The organism is Stenotrophomonas sp. INTA L402-1 (assembly GCF_059295135.1).
The window spans coordinates 155,929-174,422 of the sequence record NZ_JCAFWP010000001.1 but is presented as its reverse complement, the minus strand read 5'-3'; the positions used below and the strand labels follow the sequence as shown (position 1 = coordinate 174,422).

Genomic DNA, 18,494 nt, shown 5'->3' with positions numbered 1-18,494 from the left:
CCATGACCACCGCCGTCAACAACCAGACCAACCAGGACGTCTACGCCGCGCTCGGCCTGAACGCCCCGAACAGCAACGCCACCAAGAAGAAGAACACGCTGGACCAGGCCGATTTCCTGCGCCTGATGACCGAGCAGCTGCAGCACCAGGATCCGCTGAAGCCGATGGACAACACGCAGATGGTCGCGCAGATGGCGCAGATGTCCACCGTGCAGGGCATCACCGATCTGAACAAGACGGTGAAGGGTTTCCAGGAATCGATGGCCAGCGACCAGGTGCTGCGCGGTGCCGCTCTGGTTGGCCACCAGGTACTGGTGCCGTCGGAAAAGCTGGTACTGGAAAAGGAAGGCAGCGTCGAAGGCACGGTGGCTGCGCCCTCGGCCGGCATCGTGACCGTCGACATCACCGATGCCAACGGCACCAAGGTCACCTCGCTGAGCGTAGAAGCCAAGGCCGCTGGCGAAACCGCGTTTCAGTGGGACGGCAAGGACGCCAACGGCAAGCGCATGGAACCGGGCAAGTACTCCATCGTCGCCAACCACGTCGACACCGCCGGCAAGAGCACCAAGCTGTCCACCTTCGTGCAGGCCCCGGTGGAGAGCGTGACCGTCGGCTCCGACGGCCTGTACCTGAATCTCAAGGGCCTGGGCACGGCCCCGATCGACTACGTGCTCCGCGTCAGCTGAGCCGCACATTCCGCATCTACCAGGAGCATCCCATGGGCTTCAACGTCTCCCTGTCCGGCATCAATGCCGCCAATACCGACCTGAGCGTCACCGCCAACAACGTCGCCAACGTCAATACCGCCGGCTTCAAGCAATCACGCGCCGAGTTCGCTGACCTGTTCGCCTCCACCAGCTACGGCCTGTCGAAGAACCAGACCGGCTCGGGCGTGCGTGTTTCCAACGTGGCCCAACAGTTCATCCAGGGCCACAACGAGCAGACCGGCCGCAGCCTGGACATGGCGATCTCCGGTGAGGGCTTCTTCACCATGAACATGAACGGCTCGCGCGTGTACTCGCGTGCCGGCAACTTCCAGACCGATTCCGCCGGCTATGTGATCAACCCGCAGGGCGCGCGCCTGCAGGTGTTCGCGCCGAACGCCGATGGCACCAACTTCGATGCCGGCCGCCTGGTGGACCTGCAGCTGCTGACTACCGACAGCGCGCCGAAGCAGACCAGCGAAGTGAAGGTCGGTTTCACCCTGCCCGCCAACGCCAAGCAACCGACGGTCACCAATTTCGACCCAACCGACTCCAACAGCTACAACCACTCCAGCGGCGGCATCACCGTGTACGACTCGCTGGGCGTGAGCCACATCCAGGTTTCGTACTTCGTGAAAGGCGCCAACCCCAACGAGTGGACCGTGCGCAACTACGTGGATGGCCAGCCGGCCGGCGCCCCGACCCCGGTGACGTTCGACAACAGCGGCAAGCTGACCAATCCTGCCAACGGCAAGGTCAGCCTCGGCACCTTCACCCCGACCACCGGCGCGGGCCAGCTGAACATGACGCTGGATATCAGCGGCTCGACCCAGTACGGCGAGAAGTTCGCGCTGCGCAACACCCAGCAGGACGGCTATGCCGCTGGCAAGCTCAACGAGATCACCGTGTCGGAAACCGGCGTGGTCTATGCCCGCTACTCCAACGGCGACGACAAGCCCCTCGGCCAGGTCGCACTGACCACGTTCAACAACACGCAGGGTCTGGAGCAGAAGGGCAACAACCTGTGGGTGGAGACGTTCGAGTCGGGCACCCCGCGCACCGGCATGCCGGACACCTCCAACCTCGGCAAGATCCAGGCCGGCTCGCTGGAAGCGTCCACCGTCGACCTCACCGAGCAGCTGGTCAACATGATCACCGCGCAGCGCAACTTCCAGGCCAACGCGCAGATGATCACCACGCAGGACCAGATCACCCAGACCGTCATCAACATCCGTTGATGACCTGCTGACCCCGTCACGGAACTCCCCGCATGGATAAAGCCCTTTACGTGGCGATGACCGGTGCCCGCGCCTCCCTGCAGGCGCAGGGTACGCTCAGCCACAACCTCGCCAACTCCGACACCCCCGGCTTCAAGGAAGCGCTGGCCAACACCGAAGCCTTCCCGATCCGTGGCCCGGGCTTTGCCTCGCGGGTGGATGCGCTGCATGTCGACGCCGGATTCAACCGCACGCCCGGTTCGCAGCACATCACCGGCAAGCCGCTGGACCTGTCCCTGCAGACCGGCACCTGGCTGGCCGTGCAGTCCAGTGACGGCAGCGAGGCGTACACGCGCGGCGCGGCGTTGTCGGTGACGCCGAACGGCCAGCTGGTGACCTCCAGCGGCCGTCCAGTACTGGATGACAACAACAACCCGATCGCCATTCCGCCCTACCAGGCGATGGAGATCGGTGCCGACGGCACGCTCTCGATCATCCCGCAGGGCGAAGGTCCGCAGACCATGGCGCAGATCGGTCGCATCAAAGTGGTGCAGGCACCGGATGAACGCCTGGAGCGTGGCCTGGACGGCCTGTTCCGCAACACCGACCCGCTGCAGCCGTTCGCACCGGCACAGGGCACGGCCGTGCACAGCGGCCAGCTGGAAGGCAGCAACGTGGATGCCGCTGGCGCGCTGGTGCAGATGATCCAGCTGCAGCGCCAGTACGAAATGCAGGTGCAGGTGATCAAGCACGGCGACGAAAACGCGCGCAGCGCCAACAGCATGCTGCGCCTGGGCAGCTGACGGAATTCCGGCGCCGGTTGATGCCGGCGCTGGCACACCGCTTGCACACCCGCATACAAGGGCCGCACCACGCGGCCGGCTTCAGCAGACAGGACATCGAAGATGAACCAGGCATTGTGGATCGCGAAAACCGGACTGGATGCGCAGCAGATGCGCATGTCGGTGGTTTCCAACAACCTCGCCAACACCAACACCACCGGCTTCAAGCAGGACCGTGCCAGTTTTGAAGACCTGCTGTACCAGCAGGTGCGCCAGCCCGGCGGCTCATCGTCGGCGCAGACGCAGCTGCCCACCGGCCTGCAGCTGGGTACCGGCGTGCGCGTGGTCGCCACCGCCAAGAACTTTGAACAGGGTGGCCAGCAGCAGACCGGCCGCGCCCTGGACGTGATGGTCAATGGCCGCGGCTTCTTCGAAGTTCAGATGCCTGATGGCAGCTCGGCCTACACCCGTGATGGCTCGTTCAAGATCAACCAGGACAGCGAGCTGGTCACCAACAGCGGCTACCCGGTGCAGCCGGGCATCCAGATTCCCGAAGGCGCGCAGTCGGTGACCATCGGCACCGATGGCACCATCAGCGTGAAGATGGCCGACGGCGCCGCCTCGGTGGAAGTCGGCGCACTGACCCTGACCGACTTCGTCAATCCCGCTGGCCTGCAGGCACGTGGCGAGAACCTGTTCCTGGAGACCACTGCGTCCGGCCCGGCACAGAACGGCAACCCCGGCCTCAACGGCCTCGGCACTGTGGTGCAGGGCGCGCTGGAAGGCAGCAACGTCAACGTGGTGGAAGAGCTGGTGTCGATGATCGAAACCCAGCGCGCCTACGAGATGAACGCCAAGGCGATCTCCACCACCGACTCGATGCTCGGTTATCTCAACAACAAGCTCTGACCGGCCAAATCGGGAAACCGCCATGTCGCCCATTTCCAACTTCGCCCGCACTGCTCTCGCCTGCGCCGTGGCCGCCCTGCTCGGTGGCTGCGTGATCGCGGGCGACGTGCGCCCCTACCCGACGATGGCACCGATCCAGCCGATCATGCCGCCGCAGGCACAGCCGACCGCCGGTGCGATCTACGCTGCCGGCCCGACCCTGCAGCTGTATTCGGACCGGCGCGCGCGCGATGTTGGCGACCTGTTGACCATCACCCTGCTGGAAAACACCACCGCGCAGACCAGTGCCAACACGGCCACCAACAAGGAATCGAACCTGAGCCTGGGTACACCGTCCATTCTCGGTGCTCCGGTCACCCTCGGCGGCAAGGACATCCTGAGTGCCACGGCCAAGGGCGCGCGTGACTTCACCGGCAAGGGCAACAGCGCGCAGAGCAACCGCCTGCAGGGCAGCGTCACCGTCACTGTGGTGCAGCGCCTGCCCAACGGCAACCTGGTGGTGCAGGGTCAGAAGAACCTGCGGCTCAACCAGGGCGATGAACTGGTGCAGGTGCAGGGCATCGTGCGCCCGGGCGACATCAGCCAGGACAACACCATTCCGTCCAGCCGCGTGGCCGAGGCCCGCATCGTCTACGGCGGCCGCGGTCCCGTCGCGCAGTCCAACGCGATGGGCTGGCTGAGCCGCTTCTTCAACTCCGGCCTGACGCCGTTCTGAGTATGGCCATGAAACTCTTCTCCTCTTCTTCCTGGCAGCGACGCATGGCGTCGTTCGTCGCGCTGATGCTGCTGGTCGTGGCTGCCCCGGCCAGCGCCGAGCGCATCAAGGACCTGGCCCAGGTCGGTGGCGTGCGCGGCAATGCGCTGGTGGGTTATGGCCTGGTGGTCGGCCTGGACGGCAGCGGCGACCGCACCAGCCAGGCCCCCTTCACCGTGCAGAGCCTGAAGAACCTGCTCGGCGAGCTGGGCGTCAACGTGCCGCCGAACGTCAACCCGCAGCTGAAGAACGTGGCCGCCGTGGCGATCCACGCCGAACTGCCGCCGTTCGCCAAGCCGGGCCAGCCGATCGACATCACCGTGTCCTCGATCGGCAACGCGGTCTCGCTGCGCGGCGGTTCGCTGCTGATGGCGCCGCTGCGCGGTGCTGACGGCCAGATCTATGCCATCGCCCAGGGCAACCTGATCGTCGGCGGCTTTGGTGCGCAGGGCAAGGATGGTTCCCGTGTCTCGGTGAACGTGCCCAGCGTCGGCCGCATTCCCAACGGTGCCACCGTTGAACGCGCCCTGCCCGACCCGCTGGCCAACGGCGGCGACATCACCCTGAACCTGCACAACAACGACTTCACCACGGTCTCGCGCATGGTTGCCGCGCTCAACAACGCCTTCGGCGAAGGTGCGGCGCGTGCGGTCGATGGCGTGACCGTGGCGGTCACCGCGCCGACCGACCCAGGCGCGCGCATCGGCCTGCTGGCACGCATCGAGAACCTGGAACTCACCCCCGGCAGCGCCCCGGCCAAGGTGGTGGTCAATTCGCGTACCGGCACCGTGGTCATCGGCCAGCAGGTGCGCGTGGGACCGGCGGCGATCTCGCATGGTTCGCTGACCGTGACCATCCAGGAAAACACCAACGTCAGCCAGCCCAATGCGCTGTCCGGCGGCCGCACCGTGGCCAGCCCGCAGTCGACCATCACCGCCACCAACGACGGCAGCCGCATGTTCAAGTTCAGCGGCGGCACCACCCTGGACGAGATCGTGCACGCGGTGAACGCCGTGGGCGCGGCACCGGGCGATCTCATCGCGATCCTGGAAGCCCTGAAGCAGGCCGGCGCACTGAGTGCCGAGCTCGAGGTGATCTGATATGCGTATCACTCCCGCATTCGATCTGCACCCGGCGCAACAGAACGATCCGGCCAAGATCGACAAGGTCGCGCGCCAGCTGGAAGGCCAGTTCGCGCAGATGCTGGTCAAGAGCATGCGTGACGCCAGCTTCGGCGATTCGCTGTTCCCCGGCGAAAACAAGATGTTCCGCGAGATGTACGACCAGAAGATTGCCGAGGCCATGACCCGCGGCAAGGGCCTGGGACTGTCGGGCATGATCAGCCGGCAGCTGTCCGGCCAGGCCGCCGACGGCCCGGCGCTGGATACCCGCGTGGACCCGGCCAAGGCCAGTCGTGCCTACCAGCTCAATGCACCGGCCAAGTCGGCACCGTCGCTGCCGCTGGAAGACGGCAGCCAGGCCGTGCGCCTGCTGCAGCAGATGGCCGCCGGTGCACAGCACGGTGCGCAGGCGGCGGTCGCACCGATGGAACAGGCCCTGGACCTGATCGCCGGCCGCGAGAGCAGCAGCATGCACCGCTCGTTGGGCACCGAGGATCCGTACATCGGCAGCCTGCAGGGCGAGGACTGGGCCGCCAACAGCGACCAGTGGTCGGCCACCGCCAGCAACCGCGGCACCGCGATCAGTCCGGCCGATGCGATGGCTACCCGCACCGCCGTCGCCCAGCTGGGCGAGCACACCCCGGAAGGCTTCGTTGCCAGCATCTGGCAGCACGCGCAGAGTGCAGCCAAGGAACTGGGCGTGGATGCCCGCGCCCTGGTCGCCCAGGCGGCGCTGGAAACCGGCTGGGGCAAGCGCCACATCAAGCATGCCGACGGTAGCACTTCGCACAACCTGTTCGGCATCAAGGCCAATGGCTGGAACGGCCAGCGCGCCGTGGCCGGCACCCACGAATATGTCGATGGCGTGCGCCGCAACGAGACCGCCAGCTTCCGCGCCTACAGTTCGCCGGCCGAGAGCTTCGCCGACTATGTGCGCCTGCTGAAGACCAGCCCGCGTTACCAGCAGGCCCTGCAGGCCGGCACCGACGTGCAGGGCTTCGCCCGCGGCCTGCAACGCGCCGGCTATGCCACCGATCCGCGTTACGCGGCCAAGATCGCCGCGATCGCCGGCGGCCCGACCATCGAGCGCGCCGTCAGTGCCGTGGCCGATGCCGGCTCGCGCCTTGGCCAGACCTTCGCCAGCACCGCAACCGCGGCGCTGGGTATCACTCGTCGTTGAGGAACCCCATGTCCAGCGTACTTTCCACCGGTACTGGTGCCCTGCTCGCCTTCCAGCGTGCGTTGGCGACCACCAGCCACAACGTCGCCAACATCAACACCCCTGGCTACAGCCGGCAGAAGGTCGACTTCGCCACGTCTGATCCGCAGAACTACGGCTTTGGGGACGTTGGCAGCGGCACCCGCATCACCGATATCCGCCGTGCTGCCGACCAGCTGGCCATCTCGCGCCTGCTCGACAGCAGCGGCGAGCTGGCACGCCTGAAGCAGCTTTCGGGCATGGCCGACCGCGTGAATGCCCTGTTCTCGGACCCGGCCACGAATGTCGCCGGCTCCTGGTCCAACTTCTTCGACGCCGTCAGTGGCCTTTCGTCCAACGCGGCCGGCACGGCCGACCGGCAGAGCCTGCTCGATGGCGGCAAGGCCCTGGCGAGCCGCTTCGTGCAGCTCAACACACAGATGAACAACCTGAGCAGCGAAGTCAACAACGGGCTCATTGCCGGCGCCACGGAAGTCAATCGCCTGGCGCAGGAGATTGCGCAGATCAACGGCGCCATTGGCAGCAACGTGGCCAACGCGGCGCCGGACCTGCTCGATCGTCGCGACCAGCTGATCTCGCAGCTGATCGGTTACACCGGTGGCACTGCCGTCGTCCAGGATGGCGGCGTGATGAACGTCTATACCGCAGGCGGCAATGCGCTGGTGGTGGGCACGACCGCGTCCAAGGTCACTACGGTGACCGATCCATACCAGCCCGAACGCCTGCAACTGGCTCTGGAAACCCAGGGCAACACGATCACGCTCGATCCCAAGGCAGTGGGCGGAAAGATCGGCGGCATGCTCGAGTTCCGCGATACCGTGCTGACACCGGCCCAGGCCGAATTGGGCAAGCTCGCCGTCGGCCTGGCCGAGAGCTTCAACCAGGCGCACCACCAGGGCGTGGACCTGTACGGCAAGATGGGCGGCGACTTCTTCACCATCGGCAACCCACGCGTCACGCCCAACGCGAGCAATACCGGTACCGGCAGCCTCACTGCGACCTACGGTGACCTCTCCAAGCTGGAGGCACAGAACATCGTCCTCAAGTTCGACGGCACCCAGTGGCAGGCCACCCGCGCCGACACTGGCGCCACCGTTGCGTTGACCGGTACCGGCACGACCGCCGATCCGCTGGTGATCAATGGCGTCAAGCTGGTGGTCGGCGGCACCCCGGCCACCAACGACCGTTTCCTCCTGCAGCCGACCGCGGGCGTCGCCGGAAGCCTGGAAACCGCCATCACCGATCCCTCCCGCATCGCCGCAGCGGCAGCGGTCAAGGGTACGGCTGCACTGGCCAACACCGGCACCGGGAAGCTGACCGGCGTCACCGTCAACGATGTATCCAATCCGAACCTGCGCGATCCTGCCGCAATCGTGTTCACGTCGGCGACCACCTACACCATCAACGGTGGGCCGCCGCAGACCTACACACCGGGCCAGACCATCAGCGCCAATGGCTGGAGCTTCGTGCTGGACGGTGCACCGAAGGTCGGCGACACCTTCAATATCAGCCCTACTCCGGCAGGCTCGTCGGACAACAGCAACGCGGCAAAGCTGGCCAAGGTCGAGGACGCCAAGGCGTTCAACGGCGGCACCGTCACCCTCAACGGTGCGCTGGGGGGGGTGACCACGCAGGTCGGCGCGGCGGCACGTTCGGCTGAGTACTCGCTGGACGCGCAGCAGGTCATCACAGACAAGGCGCAGGCAGCCCGCGACGAGATCTCCGGCGTCAACCTGGATGAGGAAGCAGCCGACATGCTGCGGTTGCAGCAGGCCTATCAGGCCGCCTCACAGCTGATCTCCACAGCCGACAACATGTTCCAGACCATCCTGGGAGCCGTCCGTCGATGAGCAGCCGAATTTCCACCGGGATGATGTTCAACCAGTCCGTGTCGCTGATGCTCGCCAAGCAGTCGAAAATCAGCCACCTCGAGCAGCAGATCGCGACTGGCAGCAAGATCACCTCCGCCAAGGACGACCCGGTCGCTGCAGGTACGGCCGTTGGCCTGGACCGTGTCGTGGCCGGGCTCGAGCAGCTCGGCAAGAACGCCAACAGCGTGCAGAACCGCCTGGGCCTGCAGGAAAACGCCTTGGCTCAGGTCAATGAGCTCATGTCGCGCGCCGTGGAGTTGAGTATCCAGGCCAACAGTCCGGTGCCCAAGGCCAGTGACCTCAAGGCCATCGTCAGCGAGCTGAAGACCATCCAGGAAAGCCTGCTGTCGCTGGCCAATTCCCGGGATGGCAGCGGACGCTATCTGTTCGGCGGCAGCAACGACGCTGACGCCCCGTTCCAGCGGAGCGGCGGCACCGTGACCTACAGCGGTGACCAGAACCAGCGGCAGGTGGAGGTGGCACCGGGCCAACGGGTCTCCGACGCCCTGCCCGGCAGCGAGATCTTCATGCGCATCCCCACAGGCGATGGCCGTGTGGATGCCAGCGCGGCCGCCGGCAACACCGGCAGTGGCCTGTTGACCTCGGTCAGCCGCGACGGCAGCGGCAGCTGGGCCGGCGGCACGCTCAATGTCCGCTTCACCGGCACTGCCGAAGGTGCCTATGAGGTGGTTGATGGCACCGGCACGGTGGTCGGCAGCGGAACCCACAAACCCGGCGAGGACATTGTCGTTGGCGGCGTGCGCATGCGCATCGAGGGCAAGCCAGCCGCCGGTGATCAGTTCAACGTCAGCGACGCGGGTAGCCGCGACATCTTCTCCACCCTGGACAAACTGGTCGCCGCACTGGAAACCGACCCGTCCACCGAAAGCCAGCGCACGGCGCTGCAGAACACGCTGCAGTCCAGCATCCGCGACCTCAACAGGGCCTCGGAAACGATGATCGACGCCCGCGCCAAGGGTGGCGCCCAGCTGGCCGCCATCGATACCGCGGCCAGCGCCCGCGAAGCCACAGCCGTCACCGTCAAGAGCACCCTCTCGACGATGCGCGACCTCGATTACGCCGATGCCATCGGCCAATACAAGCTGGAGACCGCCGCCCTTCAAGCCGCCCAGACGATCTTCAGCCAGATGCAGGCGATGTCCCTGTTCAACAAGATCCGCTAGTCCCTTTCCTCGTTCCATCCGTCTTCCAGCACGGCGCGTCCCGCGCCTTCCACACCGAAACAACCGAGCAACCACGGAGAAGCACCATGGCACAGATCATCAACACCAACACCATGTCGCTGAACGCTCAGCGCAACCTGTCCACCAGCAGCAGCTCGCTGGCCACCTCGATCCAGCGCCTGTCCTCGGGCATGCGTATCAACAGTGCCAAGGACGACGCCGCCGGTCTGGCGATCTCCGAGCGGTTCACCACCCAGATCCGTGGCATCAACCAGGCCGCGCGCAACGCCAACGACGGCATCTCGCTGGCACAGACCGCTGAAGGCGCACTGGGCGAAGTCGGCAACAATCTGCAGCGCATCCGCGAACTGGCCGTTCAGGCCCGCAGCGCAACCAACTCCGCCTCGGACCGCCAGGCGCTGAACGCCGAGGTGCAGCTGCTGAAGCAGGAAATCCAGCGCGTTGCGGAGCAGACCAACTTCAACGGCACCAGCCTGCTGGACGGCAGCTTCACCAACCAGGCCTTCCAGATCGGCGCCGACCAGGGCCAGACCATCAACATCTCGCAGATCACCAATGCGAATGTGCACAAGCTGGGCGACTGGACCAGTGCCTCGACCCCGGCAAGCGTGGCCGGCAAGACTGCGACCGGTGGCGCCGAGGCTGCGATTCCGACCACCTCGGGCACGTCCGGCGACTTCAATGATGTCGCGGCCGCTGCTCCTGCTTTCAGCTTCTCAGTAGGCGGCATTTCGATCCATACCGCTGCTGTTGGCGCCAATGTCACCGCCGCTGACATTACCGCAGCACTGGCCAGCAAGTCCGATGCATTGGCCGCCGCCGGCATCACCATGAGTGGCACCGTCGCTGCCGGCACCTTGGCGTTCTCGCGCGCCGACGGCAATGATCTGCCGATCACCGTCACCGGCGCCGGTGCCGGTGAGGGCTTCGCCACTGGCGCCTTTGTCGCCAACCATCAGAACGGCACGCCGGCAATTGCTGCTGATTTCCCCGCCATCACTGCCGGTCAGCTGACGCTGACCAAGGCCGATGGCAGTGGCGTGGTCGACATCAACGTGGGTGCCGCAAAGAACGCCTCGGAACGCAACACGTTGCTGGTGAACGCCATCAACGCCAAGACCCACGAAACCGGCGTCACCGCATCGCTGATCGACGGGAAGGTGCAGCTGGAAAACAAGGAAGGCAACTTCACCATTGGTGGCTCGCTGAGCGCCACCGCGCTGGCCAATGCCACTGGCCTGACGGCAGGCAGCAGCGCCACCAATGGCACGGCATTCACCGCAGGTACGGCCCAGACGGGCTTTGCAGAACTGGATATCTCCAACCAGGCCAACGCCGACAACGCCATCCTCGCCATGGATGCGGCGCTGCAGTCGGTCAATTCGGCCCGCGCCGACCTCGGCGCGATCCAGAACCGCTTCACCTCGACCATCGCCAATCTGAACACCAATTCGGAGAACCTGTCCGCCGCGCGCAGCCGCATCCGTGACGTTGACTACGCACAGGAAACCGCCGAACTGACCCGCGGGCAGATCCTGCAGCAGGCCGGCACGGCCATGCTGGCCCAGGCCAACCAGGTGCCGCAGAACGTACTGCGCCTGCTGCAGTCGTAATTCCTGCACCACTCGAGCTGGAGCCGGGCCCCGCCATGCAGATGGCGGGGCCTTTTCGTTTGACCAGAGAAAAAAGGATCGAAACTCCGCTAAAGGCCGGAGGGGTAGTGCCGTTATTGATTTCAGCAGCGGTAGCACACCCCTTGGGGGGAAGCCAGCCACTGCCCCCCGAAACCGGTCAGGCTGCTCTGCCGGACACACTGCCTACAAGGAAACCGCACCATGGCACAAGTCATCAACACCAACACCATGTCGCTGAACGCCCAGCGCAACCTGGGCACCAGCGGCGCCAACCTGGCCACCACCATTCAGCGCCTGTCCTCGGGCATGCGCATCAACAGCGCCAAGGACGATGCCGCCGGCCTGGCGATCTCCGAGCGCTTCACCACCCAGATCCGCGGCGCCAACCAGGCCGCCCGCAACGCCAACGACGGCATCTCGCTGGCCCAGACCGCCGAAGGCGCACTGGGTGAGATCGGCAACAACCTGCAGCGCGTCCGCGAGCTGGCCGTGCAGTCGCGCAGCGCCACCAACTCCGATTCCGACCGTCAGGCCCTGAACGCCGAAGTGCAGCTGCTGAAGCAGGAAATCCAGCGCGTCGCCGAACAGACCAACTTCAACGGCACCAACCTGCTGGACGGCACCTTCACCAACCAAGCCTTCCAGATCGGCGCCAACCAGGGCCAGACGATCAACATCTCGCAGGTTGCCAACGCCAACATCAGCAAGCTGGGTAACTGGACCAGCGCATCGCATGACGCCTCCGTCACCGGTGCTGTGCCGAATGGCAATGCTGCTAAGGCTGTTCCCACCACCACCGGTTCGTTCGGCACGTTCACCGCACCGGATGCCACCGCAAATGCGAACGGCTTCAGCATTAGCGTAGCAGGCGTGCAGATCGTTAATATCGCAGGCGGCACGGCGGTTACTGCACAGAACATCACCGACGGTCTGGCCGCGAAGAGTGATGAACTTGCGGCAGCAGGCGTGAAGTTCACCGGCGCGGTGGGCACCGACCTGACTTTCACGAAGGCCGATGGCAGCGCACTCGAAGTTCAGATGTCTGCCGACGCAGAGGCTGCATTTGGCAACGGTGCCGCCGTCAATGACACCGCCAACGGTACTCCGGCAGTCGCAGCGTCTTTCGGAGCTGTGAGCTTCACCGTCGCTGGCAGCAAGGGCTCCGCTCAGATCGACCTGACTGCCGTCGGAAGCGCAGGCGACCGCGCCACACAGATGGTGAACGCTGTCAACGCGAAAACCCACGAAACTGGCGTCACCGCCGCGCTGGTGGAAGGCAAGCTGCAACTGACCGGCAAGGAAGGCAACTTCACCATCGGCGTGGTAGCCGGCGGAGACGATGCCGCTGCGGTTAAGGAGCAGACTGGCCTGACCGCTGCTGCCACCAACAACTACGCTGCAGGTGGGGCCAAGACCGGCTTTGCAGATCTCGACATCTCCTCGAAGGACGGTGCCGACAACGCCATCCTGGCGATGGACGCAGCCCTGAACTCGATCAACTCCGCCCGCGCCGACCTGGGTGCAATCCAGAACCGCTTCACCTCGGTGGTTGCGAACCTGAACACCTCGTCGGAAAACATGTCGGCTGCCCGCAGCCGCATCCGCGACGTGGACTACGCTTCGGAAACCGCCGAGCTGACCCGCAACCAGATCCTGCAGCAGGCCGGTACCGCCATGCTGGCCCAGGCCAACCAGTCCAGCCAGAACGTGCTGAGCCTGCTGCGCTGATCCAGCGGTAGTACAAGGCAACAACGGGAAGGGGGCGCAAGCCCCCTTCTTCGTGCCCGGTGGCGGATTGGCATGAGCCTTGCAGAAGGCTGGAGAGCGTTTCCACGCTCAAGCTCGCCCCTCCCAGGCCGATAGCAGGTGCAGGACACCCGCCCGGCCCGTCCAAGATAAAGGATTCCCCTCATGGCCATCGGCACGATTGGTTCCGGCCTCGACATTCCCAGCCTGGTTGCACAGCTGACCGCCAAGGAACGCGAGCCCCGGGAAAAGCAGATCAACTCGGCGGGTGTTGCCGCCAGCGCCAAGCTTTCGGCGCTTGGCACCATCAAAAGCGGAATGACAGGTCTGCAGAGCGCGCTGAAGACCCTGGTCAAGGGCGTGGCCACCCCCGGCCTGAAAGTCAGCACGCCGACCGAGTCGAACTTCACTGCAACCCTGGACACCAGCACGACCGCCGGCAAGGCCGCTGCGGGCAGCCACCAGGTGGAAGTCAAATCCCTGGCACAGAACCAGAAGCTCAGCTCCAAGGCGTATACAAAGGACGCCGTGGTTGGCGACGGAACGCTGACGATCGCATACGGCGACAAGTCCATCAGCGTGAACATCGAACCCGGCGCGACGATGGAGAAGATCGCAGCCGAGATCAATTCCGCCGCCGAGAGCAAGGGCGTCACCGCGGCCGTGGTGACCGCCGACGATGGCATGCACCTGGTATTGACCGCCGTTGATTCCGGCAGCAAGGGCGCGTTGAAGGTCAGCGCCAGTGGCGGCAATGGCGGACTCTCCGAGCTGGCCTATGACGGCACATCCGCATCGAAGATGACCGAGATGGTGCCCGCCAAGGATGCAGTGGTGGTGGTGGATGGTTTCACCCGCACCAGCAGCTCCAACACGATCACCGACCTGGTACCTGGCATCAGCCTCACCCTGACCAAGGCGAAGGAAGGCGAGACGCAGACGCTGACCGTCACTCCGGACAACAGCACGCTGAAGACCAATCTCACGGCCTTCATCACCGCCTACAACGGCATCCAGACCACGTTGAAGAATTCCAGCGCTTACAACGCTGAGACGCGCACGGCCTCGACCATGACCGGCGACGCCATGGTCCGTGGCCTGCAGCAGCAGCTGCGCGCCCAGCTGAGTGCCAACGTCAACGACCTCAAGGATCTGGGCATCACCATTGCCGCCGACGGCAGCATGAGCCTTGATGGCGCCAAGCTCGACACCGCGCTGGCGAAGAACCCGGAGGCGGCCACCAAGCTGTTCGGTGCAGAGGGCGCGCTGGGCAAGCCGATGACCGAACTGCTCAAGAGCAGCCTGGACGCGACCACCGGCACGATCACCCAGCGTACGGCGACCTTGAACAAGCAGATCAAGGCACTGGAAAAGCAGCTGGACGAGCTGGACAAGAACATGGAAAAGGTGGCCGACCGCTACACCAAGCAGTTCACCGCGATGGAAAAGATGGTCACGCAGATGCAATCGGCCGGCGGCTCGCTCATCCAGCAGCTCGGCAACTGATTTCCAGGCATTTTTCCGGCGCAGTCGGTACTCAAGTAGAGCCCCGGCTGCGCCGATAACCCGTTAGACCCGTGCCGAACCCCTCAACCCACGCGGATGGGCAGGCATTCCAGGAGACTTCCCCTATGTACGGTTCCAATCGGCAGTTCGCCGAGCAGTACCGAAAAGTCGGCGTGACCACCTCGGTCGTCGATGCCGATCCACACAAGTTGGTAGCGCTGCTGCTGGCCGGTGCCTGCGAGCGCATCCGCACCGCTGAAGCCTCTTTGCAGCAGAATGACCAGGCGCGCAAGGGCAAGGCCATCGGCGAAGCCTGCGCCATCGTCGGCCACCTCAACGGCTCGCTCGATCACGAAGCCGGCGGCGAGATTGCCGGCAATCTGTCGGCACTGTACGACTTCGTCATCATGCGCCTGACCGAGGGTAACCTGCACAACGATCCGACCGCACTGAAGGAAGCCCTGGGCTTGATGGTGGAGATCGACTCGGCCTGGAACGCGATTCCGGCAGACCAGCGCCAGGTCACCAAAGCGGTGGCGCCATGAACCTTCAGACTATGCACGACGCCCTTGATACGCTGGAAACCAGCCTCGAGGGCGAGGACCACGACACCAGCGAACGGCTGATGGCCGAACACCTGGAAGCCGTGGCTGCCCTGTCGTTGGTTGTCGAGCGCCCCAGTGATGCCGCCATCCTCGCGTTGCGCGACCACCAGCAACGCGTACTGGCGCGCATGATCTCCCTCCGCGATGAAGCCGCAGCTCATCTGAAGCACACCGGCCGCTCCCTTCGCGCGGCGCATGCCTACCTGCAGGCAGAATCACTCGCATGACCCAACTGCCGACCACGTCGCTGCACCACCCCGCCGAAAGCGAGCTGTTCGACGAAACGCTCAGCTGCGAGCTGGCCTTGCCGGCCGAGTTCCAGGCAGGCAGCGCCGCCGGTCGCACCAGCAGTGCCGAAGGCCTGCTGCGCAGCCTGGCCCTGGTCGAGGACAGTCGCGTTGACGAGCACGACGACCGCAATGAGTCCAGCCTGCAGTTGCAGCGGCTGGAAGCCAAGCTGGATCTGGCGATGGTGCTGCTCGGCCGTCTGGTACGCCAGCAGGGCCAGGAACTGACGCTGCGCCCGGTGCGCTGGTCGCGCCGTGGCATCCGCCTGCAACTGGGGCCGCGCAGCGGCGCCAGCCCCGGCCAGGCCGGCCTGGTGCGCCTGCAGCCCAGCGACTGGCTGCCTGACCATATCGACCTGCCCGTGGAAGTGATCGCCGAAGCGGCGGACGGTGGCGGTGGTCACTACCTGTGGCTGCGTTTCCAGCGTCTTGGCGATGGCCTGGAGATGGCAATGGAGCGGCATCTGTTCCGCCTGCATCGCCGCCAGGTGGCCGAAGCACGCCGCGCCCGCTGAAACCTGCCACCATGACGCCGGATGGGCAACCCTTGGCGCGCCCGTTCAGCTAAGTTAAGGTGGACTCCCCTCACGGACCTCCAACGTGCCTGTGCGAGTTCTCATCGTCGACGATCACACCCTGGTCCGCGCCGGCCTGGCGCGGCTGCTGCAGGGGTTTGCCGACGTGCAGCTCGTCGCCGAGGCCAGCAATGCCGAGCAGGCACTGCAGCTGGCCCTGCAGCACGCCCCGGACGTGATCCTGATGGACCTGTCACTGCCCGGCCGCACCGGCCTGGAAGCCCTCAGCGACATCCGCCTGCGCGCCCCCGGCACGCGGGTGGTGATGATGACCATGCACGACGACGCCGCACACGTGCGCGATGCACTCGATCGCGGTGCGGTCGGGTTCCTGGTCAAGGATGCCGCACCGCAGGAGCTTGAACTGGCGCTGCGTGCCGCGCACGCCGGCCAGGTGTTCCTGAGCCCGCAGATCTCCGCCAAGATGCTGGCACCGATGCTCGGTCGAGAGAAACCCACCGGCATCGCCGCACTGTCGCCGCGCCAGCGCGAGATCCTGCGCCGCATCGGCAAGGGCGAAAGCAACAAGGAAATCGCCGCCGACCTCGGCATCAGCGTCAAGACAGTGGAAACCCACCGCGCACGCATGATGGAGTCGCTGGGCTGTCGCCGCGCCAACGATCTGCTGCTGCTGGCCGCGCGCCACCAGCACGAGCTGGAGTGATCCTCCGCGAAGGAGGCCAGATCCGCACTGACGACGAATTCCCGTCACCCCGACGCTCCCTGACAGGAATCCGTACACGGCGCAGCCCGCTTAACCCGGCACCCACACCGGAAATCAGCAACTTAGCGGCGATCATCGTCAACATTCCGCGACAATGTAGGGAATACCCCTACACCCTGTCAGGACATTCACGAAGCCCCTCAGGAACCCCCTGATTCCGCCCCCGCCGGATCAAAAGCAAGATGCGTTCCACAAGGCGCCGGGGAGCGGTGCCGGGGAACCACGATGAAGGCTGCACTCTCGACCCAGCTGGGCCAACAACTTCACCTCACCCCGCAGTTGCTGCAGTCGATCCGGCTGCTGCAGCTTGATGGCCTGCACCTGGAACAGGAAATCCAGCGCCTGCTGGACTCCAACCCGCTGCTGGAGATCGAAGAGGCTGAAGCACCCACCGCAGAAGCCACCGAGGCCGGCGCCACCACGCTGGAAACCGCTGCGTTCGACGAGCTGCCCGAGTCGTCGATGTGGGACGTGGCCGGCGCCAGCTGGCAGGACGGCGACGACGACCGCATGGCGCGCATCGCCGCCGGCGAATCGAGCGACCCGCAGCTGCGCGTGCTGCAGCGCCTGTCGCTGGACATGGATGACCGCGAGCTGGCCGTGGCCGCCTTCTGGCTGGACCATTGCGATGAGGCAGGCTACCTGCAGGCACCGCTGGACCAGCTGCAGCTGCTGGCCAGCGCCCAGTTCGACATCGCCGCCGACGGCGTGGAAGCCATCCGTCAGCAGCTGCTGCATGGCGAGCCGGCCGGCATGGCCGCACAGGACCTGCGCGAAGGCCTGCAGGCCCAGCTGCGCAGCCTGCACGGCGTAGTCCCCGCCCGCCACCTGGCGGCACGCATTCTCGATGGCGCGCTCGACGCGCTGGCCGCGCACGACTACCCCGCCCTCGCTCGCCTGCACGACGCCGAGATCGACGACGTGCGCGAGGCGGTGCGCCTGATCCTCTCGCTGCAGCCGCGCCCGGGTGACAGCCTGCTGCCCGAACGCAATGCCGTGGTGGTGCCGGACGTGGTCGCCTGGCACGCCGACGACCAGTGGAAGGTGGCGCTGAATCCGGCGACCAGCCGCCGCGTCTCGATCAACAGCCAGTACGAACAGGCCCTGGCCGAGACCAGCGAGGCCGCACCGGCACTGCGCGAAATGCTGCAGGAAGCGCGCTGGTTCAGCCGCGGCCTGTCGATGCGCTACGACACCCTGCTGCGCACCGCGCGGGTGATCGTCGAGCGCCAAGCCGCGTTCCTGGTGCGTGGCGAGGAGGCCATGGCGCCGCTGACGTTGAAGGAAGTGGCCGAAGAGATCGGCATGCACGAGTCCACCGTCTCGCGCATCACCACCGGCAAGTTCCTGCAGACCCCGCGCGGCACCTTCGAATTGAAGCACTTCTTCGCCGTGCGCCTGGAAGGCGCCAGCGTCTCCGGCCAGGCCGTGAAGGCCATGGTCCGCCGCCTGATCGACGCCGAACCGGCCGGCCGCCCGCTGGCCGACGAGGCCATCGCCGGCCTGCTGTCGCGCCAGGGGGTGAACATTGCCCGCCGAACCGTCGCAAAATACCGAGAACAACTGGACATCGCCCCGGCCCGTGAACGGCGCCGGCTTGGCGCTAGGCAACCGCAGCTGGCCCGGGTGGGCTGA

At 65.7% G+C, this 18,494-nt stretch carries 17 protein-coding genes and 1 pseudogene; all 18 read left to right on the top strand.

Annotated features, from left to right (window positions below):
- Positions 1 to 2: 2 nt before the first annotated feature.
- Complete coding sequence (locus AC5O77_RS00740; protein WP_049421924.1) at positions 3 to 686, top strand: flagellar hook assembly protein FlgD; 684 nt, start codon at positions 3 to 5, stop codon at positions 684 to 686.
- Positions 687 to 718: 32 nt separating this feature from the next.
- Positions 719 to 1,942: a flagellar hook protein FlgE gene (flgE, locus tag AC5O77_RS00735; protein WP_107431886.1), complete on the top strand. Its 1,224-nt coding sequence runs from the start codon at positions 719 to 721 to the stop codon at positions 1,940 to 1,942.
- A 32-nt stretch (positions 1,943 to 1,974) separates the two neighbouring features.
- A complete protein-coding gene (locus tag AC5O77_RS00730; RefSeq protein WP_032127377.1) occupies positions 1,975 to 2,724 on the top strand; it encodes a flagellar basal body rod protein FlgF in 750 nt (249 codons plus the stop codon).
- 102 nt (positions 2,725 to 2,826) lie between these two features.
- On the top strand, positions 2,827 to 3,612 hold the full coding sequence (gene flgG / locus AC5O77_RS00725) for a flagellar basal-body rod protein FlgG (RefSeq protein WP_005409571.1): 786 nt from the start codon (positions 2,827 to 2,829) through the stop codon (positions 3,610 to 3,612).
- A 22-nt stretch (positions 3,613 to 3,634) separates the two neighbouring features.
- Complete coding sequence (flgH, locus tag AC5O77_RS00720) at positions 3,635 to 4,327, top strand: flagellar basal body L-ring protein FlgH (protein WP_010485899.1); 693 nt, start codon at positions 3,635 to 3,637, stop codon at positions 4,325 to 4,327.
- Positions 4,328 to 4,329: 2 nt separating this feature from the next.
- Positions 4,330 to 5,466: a flagellar basal body P-ring protein FlgI gene (locus AC5O77_RS00715; protein ID WP_049421917.1), complete on the top strand. Its 1,137-nt coding sequence runs from the start codon at positions 4,330 to 4,332 to the stop codon at positions 5,464 to 5,466.
- A gap of 1 nt (position 5,467) precedes the next feature.
- A complete protein-coding gene (flgJ, locus tag AC5O77_RS00710) occupies positions 5,468 to 6,667 on the top strand; it encodes a flagellar assembly peptidoglycan hydrolase FlgJ (protein WP_494506319.1) in 1,200 nt (399 codons plus the stop codon).
- Positions 6,668 to 6,675: 8 nt separating this feature from the next.
- Positions 6,676 to 8,556, top strand: a complete 1,881-nt coding sequence (gene flgK / locus AC5O77_RS00705) for a flagellar hook-associated protein FlgK (protein WP_478057286.1) — start codon at positions 6,676 to 6,678, stop codon at positions 8,554 to 8,556.
- Positions 8,553 to 9,761 carry a flagellar hook-associated protein FlgL gene (gene flgL, locus AC5O77_RS00700; RefSeq protein WP_423164021.1) on the top strand — a complete coding sequence of 403 codons (1,209 nt, stop codon included), beginning with the start codon at positions 8,553 to 8,555 and terminating at the stop codon, positions 9,759 to 9,761. The genes flgK and flgL overlap by 4 nt, the downstream gene beginning before the upstream one ends.
- A gap of 86 nt (positions 9,762 to 9,847) precedes the next feature.
- Positions 9,848 to 10,579: pseudogene (locus AC5O77_RS00695) on the top strand (flagellin N-terminal helical domain-containing protein); the annotation flags it as partial.
- A gap of 33 nt (positions 10,580 to 10,612) precedes the next feature.
- Entirely contained in the window at positions 10,613 to 11,395 is a 783-nt protein-coding gene (locus tag AC5O77_RS00690; RefSeq protein ID WP_478057450.1) for a flagellin, read from the top strand.
- Positions 11,396 to 11,617: 222 nt separating this feature from the next.
- Positions 11,618 to 13,144 carry a flagellin N-terminal helical domain-containing protein gene (locus tag AC5O77_RS00685; protein ID WP_478057285.1) on the top strand — a complete coding sequence of 509 codons (1,527 nt, stop codon included), beginning with the start codon at positions 11,618 to 11,620 and terminating at the stop codon, positions 13,142 to 13,144.
- A gap of 183 nt (positions 13,145 to 13,327) precedes the next feature.
- Positions 13,328 to 14,668 (top strand): flagellar filament capping protein FliD, encoded by a 1,341-nt coding sequence (gene fliD / locus AC5O77_RS00680; RefSeq protein ID WP_049421909.1) that lies wholly within the window; start codon positions 13,328 to 13,330, stop codon positions 14,666 to 14,668.
- A gap of 125 nt (positions 14,669 to 14,793) precedes the next feature.
- Positions 14,794 to 15,213, top strand: a complete 420-nt coding sequence (fliS, locus tag AC5O77_RS00675; protein WP_049398118.1) for a flagellar export chaperone FliS — start codon at positions 14,794 to 14,796, stop codon at positions 15,211 to 15,213.
- Positions 15,210 to 15,500, top strand: a complete 291-nt coding sequence (locus AC5O77_RS00670; protein ID WP_125895720.1) for a hypothetical protein — start codon at positions 15,210 to 15,212, stop codon at positions 15,498 to 15,500. Before fliS ends, AC5O77_RS00670 begins: the two co-directional genes overlap by 4 nt.
- Positions 15,497 to 16,075 carry a PilZ domain-containing protein gene (locus AC5O77_RS00665; RefSeq protein ID WP_010485910.1) on the top strand — a complete coding sequence of 193 codons (579 nt, stop codon included), beginning with the start codon at positions 15,497 to 15,499 and terminating at the stop codon, positions 16,073 to 16,075. The genes AC5O77_RS00670 and AC5O77_RS00665 overlap by 4 nt, the downstream gene beginning before the upstream one ends.
- A gap of 91 nt (positions 16,076 to 16,166) precedes the next feature.
- Positions 16,167 to 16,799 (top strand): response regulator, encoded by a 633-nt coding sequence (locus tag AC5O77_RS00660; RefSeq protein WP_032970105.1) that lies wholly within the window; start codon positions 16,167 to 16,169, stop codon positions 16,797 to 16,799.
- Positions 16,800 to 17,084: 285 nt separating this feature from the next.
- Positions 17,085 to 18,494: an RNA polymerase factor sigma-54 gene (rpoN, locus tag AC5O77_RS00655; protein ID WP_189719491.1), complete on the top strand. Its 1,410-nt coding sequence runs from the start codon at positions 17,085 to 17,087 to the stop codon at positions 18,492 to 18,494.